Below are 17,469 nucleotides of genomic sequence, written 5' to 3'. Positions count from 1 at the left end.
ATGTGTTTGGCAACTGTATATAAAGAAAATGACGATTCTGTAATCTTCAAGAACGTCAGCCGTATTAATGTAGATGGAAACAAACTTGTTCTCCGCGATATTATGGGTGATGAAAGAGTGGTAGAGGGAACCATCCTTATGGTAGACCTTGCGAACAGTATCGTTAAAGTAAAATGTGACTGACATGGATTTTCTGATTACTGTTCAGTGGAAATGTTTCATAAGGTGCATTTGCAAACAAAGTGTACAGTAACGTTTTCTGCTGATACAGAAGAACAAAAGCGGATTGCTTCAGTAATCCGTGATGCTTATCAGATCTTGAGGCATTATGCCTTTAGAATAATAATTACTTAATACGTGGAGGTATGTAATTATGAAATTGTCAGAAGCAATGAGAGAAAGAATGCTTCTGTCTTTCGAGCTATTTCCGCCGAAGACAGAAAAGGGGATGGATAACCTTCCTGGGACGATCGATCATCTGATGAAATACAAACCTGCGTACATTTCCTGTACATACGGTGCAGGCGGCGGAAACGTTGGTGCTAACAGAGAAGTATGCCAGATGATCAAGAAAGCCGGAACAACACCGGTTACCCATTTCACAGTAATCAAGAACACAAAAGAGGGAATCAAAGAGCAGCTGGATCAGTACCTTGCAGAGGGTGTAGATCATATGCTTGCACTTCGTGGAGATATTCCGCTTGGTGAAACAACAACCTGCGGTGATTTCAACTACGCTACAGATCTTGTTAAATTTGTCCGTGACGAATTTGGTGACAAATTCGAAATCGCAGTTGCAGGATCTCCGGAGGGACACATTGCATGCCGCAGCCTTGATGCTGATATTGCAGTTCTGAGACAGAAACAGGACAATGGTGCCGATTATATCATGACTCAGCTTTGCTGGGATATGGAGCAGTTTAAATACTGGCTGGATTCAATCCGTGAGGCTGGTGTTACAATGCCTGTAGACGTAGGAGTTATGCCAATTCTTGACATGTCCGCTACAATTAATATGGCACTTTCCCGTAACGGTTGTGTAATGGACCGTGAGCTTTGCAGACTCATCTCCAGAAACTGGCTGTTCCCGAATCCATTTGCAGCAAAAGATTCTGATGGCAAGCCGTTTGATATGTTCTATGATGATAAGATCAAGAGATTCAAAGAAGAGGGAATCGAGTACACGATCAGACAGATCGACGAGTACCGCGCTCTCGGCGTAGATGGCATCCATCTGTATGCTTTGAATAAATGGAAAGATGTATCCGAGATCATTGACAGATCCGGACTTTGTACTTTAATCTAATCGATTTTTACTTAAATTTTTCAGGAGGCAATTGATAGTATTATGGCACATGTAATTGCTGTCGCAGGTAAAGGCGGCGTTGGTAAAACCACACTATGCGGAATGCTGATTCAGTATCTCTGCGAGAAAGGCAAAGGACCGATCCTTGCAGTAGATGCTGACGCAAACTCAAATCTGAACGAAGTTCTTGGAGTAGAAGTGGAGACTACACTTGGTGATGTAAGGGAAGAAATTGCCCGCGCAGAGCTTGCAAGCGAGAATCCGATCCCGGCGGGAATGTCCAAGGCGGATTACGCTGAAAGACGTTTTGAGGATGCTCTGGTAGAAGATGATGATTTTGATCTTCTGGTTATGGGCAGAACCCAGGGAAAAGGCTGCTACTGTTTTGTAAATGGACTTCTTCAGACCCAGCTTGCCAAATACCAGAATAATTATCCTTATATCGTAGTTGATAACGAAGCTGGTATGGAGCACATCAGCAGGGGAGTACTTCCGTCCATGCAGACAGCGATTCTGGTCAGCGACTGTTCCAGAAGAGGTGTACAGGCTGTAGGTCGTATTGCAGAGCTTATTAAAGAATGTGATATGCACCCGGATACAGTAGGCCTTATCATTAACCGTGCTCCTGGCGGAAAGCTGAATGACGGAATCAAAGAAGAGATTGAGAAGCAGGGTCTTCATCTTCTTGGCGTAGTGCCGCAGGATGAGACTGTTTACGAGTATGACTGCGAGGGTAAACCGACCGCAGGGCTTCCGGAAGATAATCCGGTAAAGATGGCTCTTCGTGAGATCGTAGATAAGCTTGTTTTATAAGGGAAGTCCCCCTTACCCCACATGTTTATGTGATAAGAGGATAGAAATGGCATTATAATTCGCAGCAGGCAAGAACGCTGCTGCGGAATTTTTGTCAGGTATTTATCCCATGGGAGGGGATGGGTTCCGGAAAACGGAATATAAATAAATTTATCAAAAGTAACACATACTTAGAGGAGGTCAATAATGAGTGAATTCAAATTAACTACAGTGGAAGAATTCGAAGCTGCCACAGCCCGTCTTCTTGAGACTGGTGCAAAGGTAGGCGCTGATTCCTGGCAGATGCGTGTTAAGAATCAGACTCCACACTGTAAATTCGGTGAGCAGGGCGTATGTTGCCGAATCTGTTCAATGGGTCCGTGCCGTATTACACCTAAGGCACCGAGAGGTATCTGCGGATGCGATGTACATGGTATCGTAGGAAGAAACTTCCTTCGTTTCACAGCAGGCGGCGCAGCTACACACTCTGATCACGGACGTGAGATCTGTATCACACTTGGACATGCAAAAGAGGGCGGCGACTATCAGGTAAAAGATCCTGAGAAGCTGATTCGTATTGCAAAAGAGTGGGGCGTTGAGACAGAAGGCAAAGATATCTATGATCTGGCTCATGAAATGTCTGATCTGGCTCAGGAAGAATACGGAAAGATCAGAGGATATTCCAGATGGCTTAAGAGAGCACCTCAGCATACACAGGATCTGTGGCATGCAGCTGGAATTGAGCCAAGAGCAATTGACCGTGAGGTTTCCTGTGCACTTCATATGACTCATATGGGTAACACAAGTAAACCGGAGGCTCTGATCCGTCAGGCGCTTCGTAACGGTCTTTCCGATGGATGGGGCGGTTCCATGTGCGGAACTGAGTTCTCTGATGTCCTTTTCGGAACTCCAAAGCCAATCGATACCGAGGCTAACCTTGGTGTTATGAATGCAGAAAATGTAAACATCGTTGTTCATGGACATGACCCGAGTCTTTCTGAGATGATCTGTGAGTATGCAGACAGCAAAGAGATGATCGACTATGCGAAATCCATGGGTGCTAAGGGAATCACTGTTTCCGGTGTATGTTGTACATCTAATGAGGTTGCAATGCGTCGCGGTATTCCGATGGCAGGTAACTTCTTACAGCAGGAGAACGTTGTACTGACAGGTGCCTGTGAGGCAATCGTAGTTGACGTTCAGTGTATTTTCCCGGCACTTGGACCTCTTTCCAAATGCTTCCATACAAAATTCATCACAACTTCTCCAATCTGCCAGATGCCAGATTCCGATTTCATTGAATTTGATGCAGGTACAGCAGGAGAGAAAGCAAAACAGATCGTAAAACTTGCATGTGAGAACTTCAAGAACAGAAAACCAGAGCTTGTACATATCCCGGATCTGAAACATAAAGCTACTGTTGGTTACTCTGTAGAAGCAATCGTTAAGACACTTGACGGCGTAACAAACTCTCAGGTAGACGAGACTGGTACCACCAAACCTCTTCTTGAGTGTATTACATCTGGTGTTATCCGTGGTGCTGTTGCTATGGTTGGATGTAACAACCCGAAGGTCAGACCTGACACAGCTCACATCGAACTTATGAAGAAACTGATCGCAAACGATATCGTGATCATCGCTTCCGGATGTTCTGCTCAGGCAGCTGCTCGTGCAGGACTTATGGACAAAGCTGCAAAAGACCTTTGCGGTGCTGGTCTGAAACGTGTTTGCGAGCTTGCAGATATCCCGCCAGTATTACATATGGGATCCTGTGTTGATATCAGCCGTATGCTGATCCTTGCTTCTGAGCTTGCCAAGGATTCCGGACTGAACATTTCCCAGCTTCCAGTAGTAGGATGTGCTCCTGAGTGGATGTCTGAGAAGGCAGTTTCCATTGGAAACTATGTAGTAGCAACTGGTCTTGATACATATCTTGGTGTAGACCCATATGTTTCCGGTTCTACAGAGGTTGCAAGCCTCCTTACAGAGGGTGTACGTGACTGGGTAGAAGCAGCATATACAGTTGAGAAAGATATTGATAAATTAGGCGATCTTATGATTGCGAGAATCGAAGAGAAACGTGACGCTCTCGGAATCTGATCGAAGGAAAGGCGCGATTAACTTATGAAAATAGCAGTAACCGGTAAAGGCGGAGTAGGAAAGACAACTTTTGCAGCAACACTTGCCAGACTATATGCAGATGAAGGGAAAAAGGTCCTTGCAGCTGATGTTGACCCGGACGCAAACCTGGGACTGGCTCTTGGATTTGATGAGGAGACTTTAGATTCCATCGTTCCCATTTCCAAGATGCGTAAGCTGGTAGAGGAGCGTACCGGAGCCAACAGCCAGAATCAGTTTTATACACTGAATCCGAAGGTAGACGACATTCCGGACACCTACGGAAAGGTTTGTAATGGTGTAAAGCTGCTTGTCCTTGGAACCGTGGAAACAGGCGGAGGCGGATGTGTCTGTCCTGAACATGTCATGTTAAAAAGAATCATCAGCAACCTTGTAGTGCACAGGGATGATGTGGTAATTATGGATATGGAAGCCGGTCTGGAGCATCTGGGCCGGGGAACCACGGAGAGCATGGACGAATTTATTGTGGTGATCGAACCAGGTGCAAGAAGTGTACAGACCTACAAGAACGTAAAACGTCTTGCAAAGGATCTTGGCATTACTCAGGTTAAGGTAGTGGCCAACAAAGTACGGAACGAAGAGGATGAAGAATTTATCCGCAACAAGATTCCGGCAGAAGATCTTCTTGGAATGATCCATTACAATGTAGAAGTTATGGACGCAGACCGCCAGGGTAAATCACCCTATGATTTCAGTGAGACAGTAACATCTGAGATCAGAAAGATTAAAGAAAAGATAGACAACGAATCAAGTCTGTAAATAATAGGAGGTACTACAGTGACTTTATTTGATAGAGTATTCAGCGGAAACGACGCTGTTTATGGATTAACAGAGGGCGCTATTGATGCAGCCATCGCACAGCATGGCGAAGACAAAGCAGTAAGCTTCCCTGATACCGCTTACAGCCTTCCTTGCTACTATTCAGTAACAGGAACCAAGGTTACAACCTTAAAAGAGTTAAAAGAGGCTCTTGGCGTTGTAAAAACTCTTATGACAAGAGAGAAAAGACTGAACGACGCATTCATGTCCGGTATTGCTACCGCACTTTGCGCAGAGTTCATCGAAGTTCTGAAATATATCGACGGAGCAACACCATATGAGGAGCCATGCTATGGCCACCTTGCAGATGCTGTGATCCGTGAGCTTGGTGTACCGCTTGTAACAGGCGATATCCCTGGTGTAGCCGTTATCCTTGGAACAGCTCCATCTGTAGAAGAGGGTGTTGCACTTGTAAAGAGCTATCAGGCACAGGGTATTCTTGTAACACTGGTTGGCGGAATCATTGACCAGGTGAAGGAAGCTGGCATGAACACTGGAGCAAACGTACGTGTTATTCCTCTTGGAAAAGACGTTACAGCAGTTATCCACGTTGTATCTGTTGCACTTCGTGCAGCTCTGATCTTCGGTAACGTAACACCTGGAGATGCAGGTACACTTATGAAATATACAATGGACCGTGTTCCGGCATTCGTTAACGCATTCGGACCTCTGGATGACGTTGTAGTTGCTTGCGGAGCTGGCGCTATCGCACTTGGCTTCCCGGTAATCACAAACGAGACAGAGAACATCTTCCGTGTACCGAAGAGCCTTATCGTTCAGGAGGACGTAAGCAAATTCAACGCTACTTCCCTTGAGGCTCGTGACATCAAGATCAAGATCACAAACATCGATATCCCGGTTGCATTCGCATCTGCATTCGAGGGCGAGATCATCCGTCGTAAAGACATGCGTGTTGAGTTCGATGGTTCCCGTGTTGACTGTGCTGAGCTTGTACATACCTGTGACGCTTCTGAGATCGAGGATCACAAGATCACAGTTGTAGGACCGGAAGTTGACGAGATGGAAGACGGAAGCAAGAACAGCATTGCATACGTTGTTAAGGTTGCCGGTAAGAACATGCAGCCTGACTTTGAGCCTGTTATCGAGCGTAAATTCCACAACTACATCAACTGTATTGAGGGTGTATATCACACCGGTCAGAGAGATATGCAGCGTATCCGTATCAGCCATGCAGCATTTGATGCAGGATTCCGTATCAAACATATCGGTGAAGTTCTTTATACTCAGGTTAAGAACGAATTTGACGCAGTTGTTGACAAGTGTGAGGTTGTGATCTACACAGATCCTGCTGAGTGTACCAGAATCCGTCATGAAGTTGCAATTCCGACATTCGAGAAACGTGATGATCGTCTTGCAAACCTCACTGACGAGTCTGTTGATGTATATTACAGCTGTATCCTCTGCCAGGCATTCTCCCCGTCTCACGTTTGTGTTGTTACACCAGAGAGACTTGGACTTTGCGGTGCCGTTTCATGGCTGGATGCAAAAGCTACCAACGAGCTTGATCCGAACGGACCTTGCCAGGTGATCACCAAAGAGCGTCCGATCAATGAAGAGCTTGGTTCTTATGAAGACGTTGATGAAGCGGTTCAGAAGTTCTCCCAGGGTGCTCTGGAGCACGTTACCCTGTACTCCATCATGCAGGATCCTATGACTTCCTGCGGATGCTTCGAGTGTATCTGCGGTATCGAGCCATTCTCCAACGGTGTAGTTATTGCTAACCGTGAGTATGCAGGTATGACACCTCTCGGAATGACCTTCTCTGAGATGGCTTCCATGACAGGTGGTGGTGTTCAGACTCCTGGATTCATGGGACATGGTAAACACTTCATCGCTTCCAAGAAATTCATGAAGGCTGAGGGCGGTATCGAGCGTATCGTATGGATGCCGAAAGAATTAAAAGAGTTCATCGCAGAGAAATTAAATGCTACTGCAAAAGAACTTTACGGAATCGATAACTTTACAGATATGATCGGTGATGAGACTGTTGCTACAGATCCTGAGACTCTGGTAGGATTCCTTACAGAGAAGGGACATCCGGCACTTGGACTTGACCCGATGATGTAATTTATCCAGCAGCTCCTGCTGCAAAATGGAGATAATTTCCCTGGAGTCTGTCTCCTTTAGACAGGCTCCGGGATTCACTATTTCCGGCAGGAATACTGATTTATAGTTTCGCTGCGGAGGGCGAACAAGCAGATCATTTTGATTGCGGAATGAAATGATCTGTATCTGATAATTTATTTAGCAGCAAACCAATGGATAGAGGCGGAGCCTTACATGGTTTGTGATAGAAGATTAACAGAAAAGGAGATGCAGAAAATTGTTAATTAACAGAATTTTCAGCGGTAATGATGCAGTATACGGTCTAACAGAAAAAGCCGTAAACGATGCTGTACAGCAGCATGGTGCAGATAAGGCAGTGGGATTTCCACACACAGCATATTGTCTTCCATGCTATTATGCAGTAACCGGTGTGAAGATCAAAACACTTGGAGAACTGCAGGCAGCCCTTGGCGTCGTAAAATCTCTTATGACAAGAGAGCATGCTCTGGATGATGCTCTTATGTCAGGTGTAGCAACAGCCCTCTGTGCGGAATTTATTGAAGCACTGAAGTATCTTGATGGGGCAGAACCCTATCAGGAGCCTTGTTATGGCCATCTTGCGGATTCCATTATCCGTGAGCTTGGTGTACCGCTTGTAACAGGAGATATCCCTGGTGTAGCCGTTATCCTTGGTAGCGCACCGACTGCACAGGAAGGTGTTGACCTGATCAAGAGCTATCAGGCACAGGGTATCCTGGTAACATTAGTTGGCGGTATCATTGACCAGGCACAGGAGCTTGGTCTTAAGATGGGCTATAATTTACGAATTGTTCCTTTGGGAAAAGACGTAACATCTGTTATCCACGTTGTATCTGTTGCACTTCGTGCAGCACTGATCTTCGGCAATGTAACACCTGGCGATGCAGCAAGCCTTCTTACATACACCAAAGACAGGGTTCCGGCATTTGTAAATGCTTTCAAACCTGTTGATGATGTAGTTCTTGCAGCCGGTGCTGGTGCGATCAAGCTTGGTTTCCCGGTAATCTCCAATGAGGATGAGAACATTGTGGAAGTACCAGGAGCCCTGATCGCGTGTCCGAACGTTGCTGACTTTAATAAGGTTTCCCTTGAAGCAAGAGGAATCAAGATCAAGATCACAAAGGTGGATATTCCGGTAGCATTTGCGTCTGCCTTTGAAGGTGAGATCATTCGTCGTAAAGATATGCGTGTGGAATTTGACGGTTCCCGTGTGGACTGCGTAGAGCTTGTGCAGACTAAGGAAATGAACGAGGTCGAGGATCACAAGATTACTGTCGTAGGTCCGGAAGTCGATAGCTTCGAACCTGGAAGCAAGCACAGCCTTGCCTACGTGGTAGAAGTAGCTGGTAAGAAGATGCAGCCGGATTTTGAACCGGTTATCGAGCGTAAATTCCACAATTATATAAACTGCATTGAAGGTGTATATCACACAGGACAGAGGGATATGTTCCGTATCCGTATCAGCAATGATGCTTTTGCAGCAGGTTTCAGAGCAAAACACTTTGGTGAAGTTCTTTACACTCAGGTAAAGAATGAGTTCGAGGCTGTTGTAGATAAGTGTCAGGTAACTGTCTATACAGATCCGGATGAGTGTACCAGAATGCGTCATGAAGTAGCAATCCCTACTTTTGACAAACGTGATGCACGTCTGGAGACATTGACTGATGAATCTGTAGATGTTTATTACAGCTGTATCCTGTGTCAGGCATTTTCTCCGTCACATGTCTGCGTAGTAACACCGGAGAGACTTGGACTTTGTGGAGCCGTTTCATGGCTGGATGCAAAAGCAACCAATGAACTGGATCCAAACGGCCCATGTCAGATCATCACCAAGGAGCGCCCGATCGATGTAAATCTGGGCTCTTACGAGGATGTTGATGAAGCAGTAAAGAAATATTCCCAGGGTGCTCTGGAGCATGTTACTCTGTACTCCATCATGCAGGATCCTATGACCTCCTGCGGATGCTTCGAGTGTATTTGCGGTATTGAGCCATTTTCTAATGGTGTGGTTATCGCAAACCGTGAGTATGCAGGCATGACACCTCTTGGAATGACGTTCTCCGAGATGGCTTCCATGACCGGCGGCGGTGTTCAGACACCAGGCTTTATGGGACATGGAAAACACTTTATTTCATCCAAGAAATTCATGAAGGCAGAGGGCGGAATTGAGCGTATCGTATGGATGCCAAAGGAATTAAAAGAGACCGTGGCGGAGCGACTCAATAAGACTGCAAAAGAACTCTATGGCATTGACAACTTCACTGATATGATCGGTGATGAGACCGTTGCCACAGATCCGGAAGTTCTTGTTGCATTTTTAACAGAACATAACCATCCTGCATTGTCAATGGATCCGATGATGTAGTATAATGGTTCTGTATAATTTTTACAAATTTTTAAGGAGGCTTTAAGAAATGCCATTTAATCAGAAACCACAGAAGTTCAACGCAAAGATCAACACTGTTACGGTTGGAACTGGCGATAAAGCGGTTACTATTGGAGGAAATTCTACATTTCCTTTCTATACATTTGACGCACCAACCGAGAACAGCCCGAAAATCGGTGTAGAGATCACGGATATGGGACTTGATGACTTTGCACCTGGAATCAAAGCATATTATGAAGGATGCACCACCATGGCTGAGATCGCTCAGAAAGCAGCAGCTATGGAAGGTGGAGATTTCGTTGTACTCAACCTGGAAGGCGGAGATCCAAACGGAGTAAACAAATCTACAGAAGAACTTATTGCAATCGTAAAAGAGGTTGCAGATGCAATCGACTGTCCATTAGTAGTTGAAGGCTGCAAAAATGTGGAGAAGGATGCGGAACTTCTTCCGAAGGTTGCAGAGGCACTTCAGGGCAGAAACGTGATCGTGATGTCTGAGAAGGAAGAAAACTACAAGGCAATCGGTGCTGCAGCAGGACTTGCTTACAACCAGATCGTAGGCGCTGAGTCCGCTGATGATATCAACCTTGCAAAACAGTTGAACGTAGTAACAACACAGTTAGGTGTTGATGCGAAGAAGATCGTTATGAACGTAGGAACAGCTACCGTTGGTTATGGTTACGAGTATGTTGTTTCCACTATGGACCGTATCAAAGGTGCAGCATTATCCCAGAATGATAACATGCTGCAGATGCCTATTATTACACCAGTTTCTTCAGAGACATGGGGCGTAAAGGAATCAGTTGCAACTGAGGAAGATATGCCAGAATGGGGCTCAGAGGATGAGCGTGGTATCGACATGGAAGTTATGACAGCAGCAGCAGACCTGGCAGCAGGATCTGACGCAGTTATCTTAAGACATCCAGAGTCTGTAAAGACCATCGCTAAGATGATCAAAGCACTTGTGTAATATTTTTAGGAGGGAAAAATTGATATGGCACTGAATGGTATTCAGATTTTTAAATTAACACCAAAGAAAAACTGTAAGGAATGTGGATGCCCGACATGTATGGCTTTCTCCATGAAAGTTGCACAGGGCGCTTTAAAGATTGAGCAGTGTCCACATATGTCTGAGGAAGCATTAGCATCTCTTTCCGAGGCAACTGCTCCGCCAATGAAGACGATCAAGATTGGTACTGGCGATGAGGAGCTTACCCTTGGTGGTGAGACCGTTCTTTTCAGACATGAGAAGACCTTTGTAAACAAGACAAGATATGCAGTAGAGCTTTGCACATGCATGGATGACGCTACTGTAGATGCAAAACTGGCTGAGATCCCGAAGGTTGATTATGACCGTATCGGTGAGAGAATGTACGCAGAGATCGTTTACGTAAACTGCGATGCAGAAGCAACAGCTGACAAATATGTAGCACTTGTACAGAAAGCAGCAGCTCTTGGACGTACCCTGATCCTTGGATGTTCTGATCCGGAGATCGCAAAAGCAGCCCTTGAGGTTTGCAAAGACAGCAAGCCGGTATTAAACGGAGCAAATGCTTCTAACTATGAGGCTATGAACGCAGTTGCAACAGCAGCTGGTGTTGTTCTTGGTGTATCTGGCAAAGATCTTAACGAGTTATATGATACTACAGCAGCAATCGAGAAACTTGGAAACAAGAATCTGGTACTTGATGTAACAGGCGCTGACATCAAAGAGACCTTCGGCAATGCCGTACAGGTACGTCGTGCAGCTCTGAAGGATCAGGACAGAACATTCGGTTATCCATCCATCGTAAACCTTGCAAAGATCGCTGGTGGTGACTATCACCTTCAGGCAGGTCTGGCAGCTATGTTTACAATGAAATACGGTTCCATCGTTGTTATGGAGCGTATGACATATGCAGAGGCACTTCCGTTATATGGTCTGCGTCAGAACGTATTTACTGACCCGCAGAAGCCAATGCGTGTAGAGCCAGGTATCTACCCGATGAACGGTGGAGATGAGAATTCTCTTGTTGTTACAACTGTTGACTTCGCTCTTACATATTTCCTTGTATCTGGAGAGCTGGAGCGTTCCGGTGTTCCGCTTAATCTTGTTATCAACGATGCCGGCGGTTTATCCGTACTGACATCCTGGGCAGCAGGAAAATTCTCCGGAAACAGTATTTCTACATTCTTCAAAGAGAAAGTAGAGCCAAATGTTAAGAGCAGACGTCTGGTAATCCCAGGTAAGGTTGCAGTCCTGAAGGGTGATCTGGAAGCAAAACTTCCAGGATGGGAAATCATCGTTGGACCAAGAGAAGCTGTACAGCTTGTGAAGTTCTTAAAGGATCTTGAAGGCTGATTTAAGCCTTTAAGACCCTAAAAGGGTATGCCGCTTATGGGCGGCACCACTATAAATGTAAAGGAGAACATTTGACATGGCAAAATTTGTTACAATTGGAGAGAGACTTTCAACAACAGCACCTTCTGTAAACAAAGCATTTACAGAGAGAGATCCTGAGCCGATCTTAAAGAGAGCAAAACAGCAGCTTGATGCTGGTGCTGTTTATCTTGATGTAAACATCGGACCAGCTGAGAACGATGGAGAAGACCTGATGAAATGGGCTGTTAAGCTTCTTCAGGAGAACTTCGACAACGTTCCGCTGTCTCTGGATACATCCAACAAAAAAGCAATTGAGGCTGGTATTTCCGTATACAACCGTTCCAAAGGAAAACCAATCGTAAACTCTGCTGATGCAGCTGGAAGAATTGAGAACATCGACCTTGCAGCAGCTAACGATGCAATCGTTATCGCTCTTTGCAACGGTGAAGGTATTGCAAAAGACAACGACGAGCGTATGATGTACTGCCAGATGCTTCTTGAAAGAGGTATGGAGCATGGTATGGACGCAAGTGATCTGTGGTTTGACCCGCTGTTCCTGGTTGTTAAAGGAATGCAGGACAAACAGATGGAAGTACTTGAGGCTATTAAAATGTTCTCCGATATGGGACTGAACTCTACAGGTGGTCTGTCCAACAACAGTAACGGTATGCCGAAGAACATCCGTCCGATCATGGATTCCGCATTAGTTGCTATGGCTATGATGCAGGGCCTTACATCCGCAATTGTTAACCCTAACGACCTTCGTCTTATGGAAACAATCAAATCCTGCGATGTATTCAAGGGCAACACCCTGTATGCTGATTCCTATCTTGAACTGTAATTATTTGTAATTCGTTTCTAAATAGGGACGTAAGATACAAAAGGGGCTGGGGCTTTGGCCTCAGTCCCTTTTTCTAACGGATAAGAATAATAATGATGTCTGTTTTGGCAGATATATGACCATATGAGAAAGGTGAGTGCCGGATGTTTAAGGTTACATTTTCTTTTGAAGATGGCAGTGTGGTAGAACATTTTGCCAATGCGGGGGACAATTTACTTGAATTAGCCAGAGAGGCCAATGTGGCCATCGATGCGCCGTGCTCCGGAAATGCTTCCTGCGGAAAGTGCCGGGTACAGTTAAAAAAAGGAGAACTGGACAGCAAGAAAACTTTGCATATCAGTGACGAGGAATATAAGGAAGGGTGGCGCCTTGCGTGCACGAGTAAAATCTGTGCAGACGTAACTGTGCTGGTACCTGATATTGCATCTGCCTATAAGAGCAGAATGAAGGTTGCAGATCTCAGCTCCAAAGAGGAAATTGCCATTTTCGAGAATTCCAAAAGAGACGTAGAAATGACCGGTATTGAGCTCAGAAACAGTCTGGATGTAATTGAACTTGATATGAATGAGCCAAGTCTTGATGACACCATGCCGGACAATGAGCGCCTTACAAGAGCATTAAAGAAATATATGAATCTGAAACAGGTAAGGATTCCTTATGCTGTATTAAGAAAATTGCCGGATGTACTCCGGGAAAATCATTTTAAGGTAAAATGTGTGGTTCGCACTGCACCCAATGATCTTTTTGTATACGATATTTTCGGAAAAGATGAAGAGGTGGTAGTGGGCGGACTTGCAGTGGATATTGGTACCACAACTGTTTCCGCAGTTCTGCTCAACATGGAGACTGGAGAGATTCTTGCCAAGGCTTCCTCTGGAAACGGACAGATCCGTTTTGGTGCAGATGTTATCAATCGTATCATTGAGCAGCAGAAACCAGGTGGTAAGAAGAAACTGCAGGATGCAGTAATTAAAGAGACAATCAATCCAATGATCGCACAGATGTGTAAAAGTGCAGGCATTCCTGCCAGTCATATTTACAGAATGTCTGTGGGAGCAAATACAACAATGAATCATCTGTTTGCCGGAATCAATGCGGATCCGGTCCGTATGGAACCGTATATTCCTGCATTCTTTAAGACTAATTCCCTTTTTGCTTCTGATGTGGGAATTGCTATTAATAAAGACGCGCATATTATCATTGCGCCGAATATCGGAAGCTATGTAGGCGGTGATATCACTGCCGGAACTTTAGTAAGTATGATCTGGAACAGACCAGAGTTTTCTTTATTTATCGATCTTGGAACTAACGGTGAGCTGGTATTTGGCAACTCTGATTTTATGATGAGCTGTGCATGTTCCGCCGGTCCGGCTTTCGAGGGTGGTGATATCAGCTGTGGTATGCGTGCAACTGATGGAGCTATTGAAGCTTGTACCATTGATAAGGAGACTATGGAACCAACTTATAAAGTAGTTGGAGAACCGGGAACCAAGCCGGTTGGACTTTGTGGTTCCGGAATCATTGATGTGATCAGCGAGCTTTTTATGTGCGGAATCATCAATCCTAAGGGCAAATTTGTCCGTGAGGGTGAGAGAATCCGTCACGATAAATACGGAATGGGAAGTTATGTGATTGCATTTGAAAAGGATGCAGGCTCTGTGAAGGATATTGAAATCACAGAGGTTGATATTGACAACTTTATCCGTGCCAAAGGTGCTATTTTCTCAGCCATCAGAACTATGATAAACAGTCTTGATTTTGACGTGAGCATGATCGATGACGTATACGTTGCCGGTGGTATCGGAAGTGGAATCAATATGAGAAATGCTGTAAATATCGGAATGTTCCCGGATATTCCTCTGGAGAAATTCCATTATATCGGCAACTCTTCCCTGACGGGTTCCTATCTGATGCTTCTTTCTACAGAGGCCGAGAAGAAGACCTATGAGCTTGCTGCAAACATGACATATATGGAGCTTTCTACAGTGCCAACTTATATGGACGAATTTGTAGGAGCGTGCTTTATTCCTCATACAGATACGGGAATGTTCCCTGATGTAATGAATGATTTACAGAACAGGAAGTAATTAATAAAATGCCATTTACAATTGATGACTTAAATTATGATAAAGACAGCAAGGAGAGAATGCCATGGGAGCATTATCTTGAGCTGTATGCAAAAGCTGACCCGAAGGAGATCGCATCCAGACTTTCCATTCCATATGATGAAGAGGCTAAGGAATTTACTCTGACTTTCCTGGGCTCTGAATATAAGATCACATATCCGGATTTCCAGGTAAAACATGTGGCAGATGAGAAGAAATGTTATCCTCTGGAGGATATGATCTACGCAAAGATTCTTACCATTCGTTTTCTGTTAAATGGTTCCGCCTCTGTGGGGACTGGCAGGTTTAAAACTTACCGGGAAATGCCATGGGGAGAAGTGTACCTGAGACAGTTTGACGGACGTTGTATCAAAAGGCTTGCATTTACCTATGGAAACAGACTGGATGATTTCCGGCTTGTAATGGATCATATGAAATGCACTCCGGTGAAATTCGGAGATGTGGCTTATGAGCTTTCCATTTATCCGGGATATCAGATCCAGATGATCCTGTGGGAGGGGGACGATGAGTTCCCGCCGTCTTCCCAGATCCTGTTTTCCGACAATTTCCCGGTATCCTTTGCTGCGGAAGATATGGCGGTTATGGGAGATGTGATCATTGGCTCTTTGAAGGCTTTTCTGAAAGCAGCGAAAGAGCAGTAAGGTTATTGTAAAACAGATTCTGCGTGAAAGTTAACCGAGATTTAAAGTTTTCTAAATGCATGAGCTGTATATTTTTTGATTAAAGCGGACTGGAGTGCGGGTGTTTGAGCCTGCACCAGGATCCGTTTTGATAAATCCAAATTAAGCGGAGGCGTCATGCTGTAACAGCGGTGACGTAAAAAGGAGGTAAGTTACAATGGGATACAAGAGTGACATTGAAATCGCACAGGAATGCGAAATGCTGCCGATTACCCAGATTGCAGAGAAAGCTGGTATTGATGACAAATACCTGGAGCAGTATGGAAAGTATAAGGCAAAAATCGACTACAATCTCTTAAAAGAGAGCGACAAGAAAGACGGAAAACTGATCCTTGTAACAGCAATCAACCCGACCCCGGCTGGTGAGGGAAAAACAACTACAACTGTAGGACTTGCTGATGGAATGCAGAGACTTGGAAAGAGCGCAATGGTTGCACTTCGTGAGCCATCTCTTGGACCGGTATTCGGTGTTAAGGGCGGCGCTGCAGGCGGCGGATACGCACAGGTTGTTCCAATGGAGGATATCAACCTTCATTTCACAGGTGACTTCCATGCAATCGGAGCTGCAAACAACCTTCTTGCAGCAATGATCGACAACCACATTTTCCAGGGCAATGCACTGAACATTGACCCACGTAAGATCACATGGAAGAGATGCGTGGACATGAACGACCGTCAGCTTCGTAACGTGATCGATGGTCTTGGAGGAAGAACAAACGGTATGCCTCGTGAAGACGGTTATGACATCACAGTTGCTTCCGAGATCATGGCAGTTCTCTGTCTTGCAAGCGACATCACAGACCTGAAGAATAGACTTTCCAAGATGATCATTGGTTATACATATGGCAAAGTATCTGAGCAGAAACCGGTAACAGCTGGTGATCTTCACGCAGAAGGTGCTATGACAGCTCTTCTGAAAGACGCTCTGAAACCAAACCTGGTTCAGACTCTGGAGCATGTACCTGCAATCGTTCACGGTGGACCATTTGCAAACATCGCTCATGGATGTAACTCTGTAACAGCTACTAAGATGGCTATGAAGCTGGCTGATTATGCCATCACAGAGGCTGGATTCGGTGCTGACCTTGGTGCAGAGAAATTCCTTGACATCAAATGCCGTATGGCAGGTCTTCATCCAAATGCAGTTGTGATCGTTGCTACTGTACGTGCCCTTAAATACAACGGCGGTGTTGCAAAAGCAGACCTTAACAATGAGAACCTTGAGGCTCTTGAGAAAGGTATCCCGAACCTTTTAAGACATGTAAACACGATCAAAAATGTTTACAAACTTCCATGTGTTGTTGCAATCAACGCATTCCCGACCGATACCAAGGCAGAGCTTGACCTTGTTGAAGCAAAATGTAAAGAGCTTGGTGTTAACGTTGCACTTTCCGAAGTATGGGCAAAAGGCGGTGAAGGCGGCCTGAAGCTTGCTGAGGAAGTAATCCGTCTCTGCGAAGAGCCAAATGACTTCTCTTATTCCTATGAGCTTGACGGTTCTATAGAGGATAAGCTGAACCAGATCGTTCAGAAAGTATACGGCGGAAAGAAAGTTGTTCTCACAGCAAACGCTCAGAAACAGGCAAAACAGTTAGAAGCTCTTGGCTTTGGCAACTGCCCGATCTGTGTTGCAAAGACTCAGTACAGCTTAACAGATGACCAGACAAAACTCGGTGCACCGACAGATTTCGAGATCACAGTTCGTAACCTGAAGGTTTCCGCAGGTGCTGGATTTGTTGTTGCACTGACTGGTGAGATCATGACCATGCCAGGTCTTCCGAAAGTTCCGGCAGCTGAGAGAATCGACGTTGACGAGACTGGTAAGATCACAGGTCTGTTCTAATCAAAGAAAAAAGAAACATCAGGCGGATATACCTGTCCGCCTGGCGTTATAAAAAGGTCATGGCTTACA

At 45.2% G+C, this 17,469-nt stretch carries 13 protein-coding genes; all 13 read left to right on the top strand.

Features of this window, described 5'->3' with window-relative positions; genetic code table 11:
• The 13 genes from AB5618_RS06380 (at position 1) to AB5618_RS06320 (ending at position 17,400) form a co-directional block, all read left to right on the top strand.
• Positions 1-183: a CooT family nickel-binding protein gene (locus tag AB5618_RS06380; protein WP_118578444.1), complete on the top strand. Its 183-nt coding sequence runs from the start codon at positions 1-3 to the stop codon at positions 181-183.
• 190 nt (positions 184-373) lie between these two features.
• On the top strand, positions 374-1,306 hold the full coding sequence (locus AB5618_RS06375; RefSeq protein ID WP_148462602.1) for a methylenetetrahydrofolate reductase: 933 nt from the start codon (positions 374-376) through the stop codon (positions 1,304-1,306).
• Positions 1,307-1,348: 42 nt separating this feature from the next.
• Entirely contained in the window at positions 1,349-2,119 is a 771-nt protein-coding gene (locus AB5618_RS06370; protein ID WP_118578442.1) for an AAA family ATPase, read from the top strand.
• Positions 2,120-2,305: 186 nt separating this feature from the next.
• Positions 2,306-4,198, top strand: a complete 1,893-nt coding sequence (gene cooS / locus AB5618_RS06365) for an anaerobic carbon-monoxide dehydrogenase catalytic subunit (protein ID WP_148462601.1) — start codon at positions 2,306-2,308, stop codon at positions 4,196-4,198.
• Positions 4,199-4,222: 24 nt separating this feature from the next.
• Positions 4,223-4,996: an AAA family ATPase gene (locus AB5618_RS06360; protein ID WP_118578441.1), complete on the top strand. Its 774-nt coding sequence runs from the start codon at positions 4,223-4,225 to the stop codon at positions 4,994-4,996.
• A gap of 18 nt (positions 4,997-5,014) precedes the next feature.
• Complete coding sequence (gene acsB / locus AB5618_RS06355; RefSeq protein ID WP_118578440.1) at positions 5,015-7,144, top strand: acetyl-CoA decarbonylase/synthase complex subunit alpha/beta; 2,130 nt, start codon at positions 5,015-5,017, stop codon at positions 7,142-7,144.
• A 256-nt stretch (positions 7,145-7,400) separates the two neighbouring features.
• Positions 7,401-9,527, top strand: a complete 2,127-nt coding sequence (gene acsB / locus AB5618_RS06350) for an acetyl-CoA decarbonylase/synthase complex subunit alpha/beta (RefSeq protein ID WP_118578439.1) — start codon at positions 7,401-7,403, stop codon at positions 9,525-9,527.
• Between the two features lie 49 nt (positions 9,528-9,576).
• The gene (gene acsD / locus AB5618_RS06345; protein WP_118578438.1) at positions 9,577-10,518 is read left to right on the top strand and encodes an acetyl-CoA decarbonylase/synthase complex subunit delta; all 942 of its coding nucleotides are present in this window, start codon (positions 9,577-9,579) and stop codon (positions 10,516-10,518) included.
• 24 nt (positions 10,519-10,542) lie between these two features.
• Positions 10,543-11,889 carry an acetyl-CoA decarbonylase/synthase complex subunit gamma gene (gene acsC / locus AB5618_RS06340; protein WP_118578437.1) on the top strand — a complete coding sequence of 449 codons (1,347 nt, stop codon included), beginning with the start codon at positions 10,543-10,545 and terminating at the stop codon, positions 11,887-11,889.
• 76 nt (positions 11,890-11,965) lie between these two features.
• Complete coding sequence (gene acsE, locus AB5618_RS06335) at positions 11,966-12,751, top strand: carbon monoxide dehydrogenase/acetyl-CoA synthase methytransferase subunit (RefSeq protein ID WP_118578436.1); 786 nt, start codon at positions 11,966-11,968, stop codon at positions 12,749-12,751.
• A 143-nt stretch (positions 12,752-12,894) separates the two neighbouring features.
• Entirely contained in the window at positions 12,895-14,838 is a 1,944-nt protein-coding gene (gene acsV / locus AB5618_RS06330) for a corrinoid activation/regeneration protein AcsV (RefSeq protein ID WP_148462600.1), read from the top strand.
• 8 nt (positions 14,839-14,846) lie between these two features.
• Entirely contained in the window at positions 14,847-15,518 is a 672-nt protein-coding gene (locus tag AB5618_RS06325) for a DUF3786 domain-containing protein (protein ID WP_118578435.1), read from the top strand.
• Between the two features lie 196 nt (positions 15,519-15,714).
• On the top strand, positions 15,715-17,400 hold the full coding sequence (locus AB5618_RS06320) for a formate--tetrahydrofolate ligase (RefSeq protein ID WP_118578434.1): 1,686 nt from the start codon (positions 15,715-15,717) through the stop codon (positions 17,398-17,400).
• Positions 17,401-17,469: the final 69 nt, after the last annotated feature.

It is taken from the genome of Ruminococcus sp. J1101004sp1_RTP21198st1_B9_RTP21198_201120 (assembly GCF_040924245.1).
Lineage (GTDB): Bacteria > Bacillota > Clostridia > Lachnospirales > Lachnospiraceae > Blautia_A > Blautia_A faecis.
The sequence above is the reverse complement of the archived record's forward strand: the minus strand, read 5'-3'. Positions and strand labels throughout refer to the sequence as shown.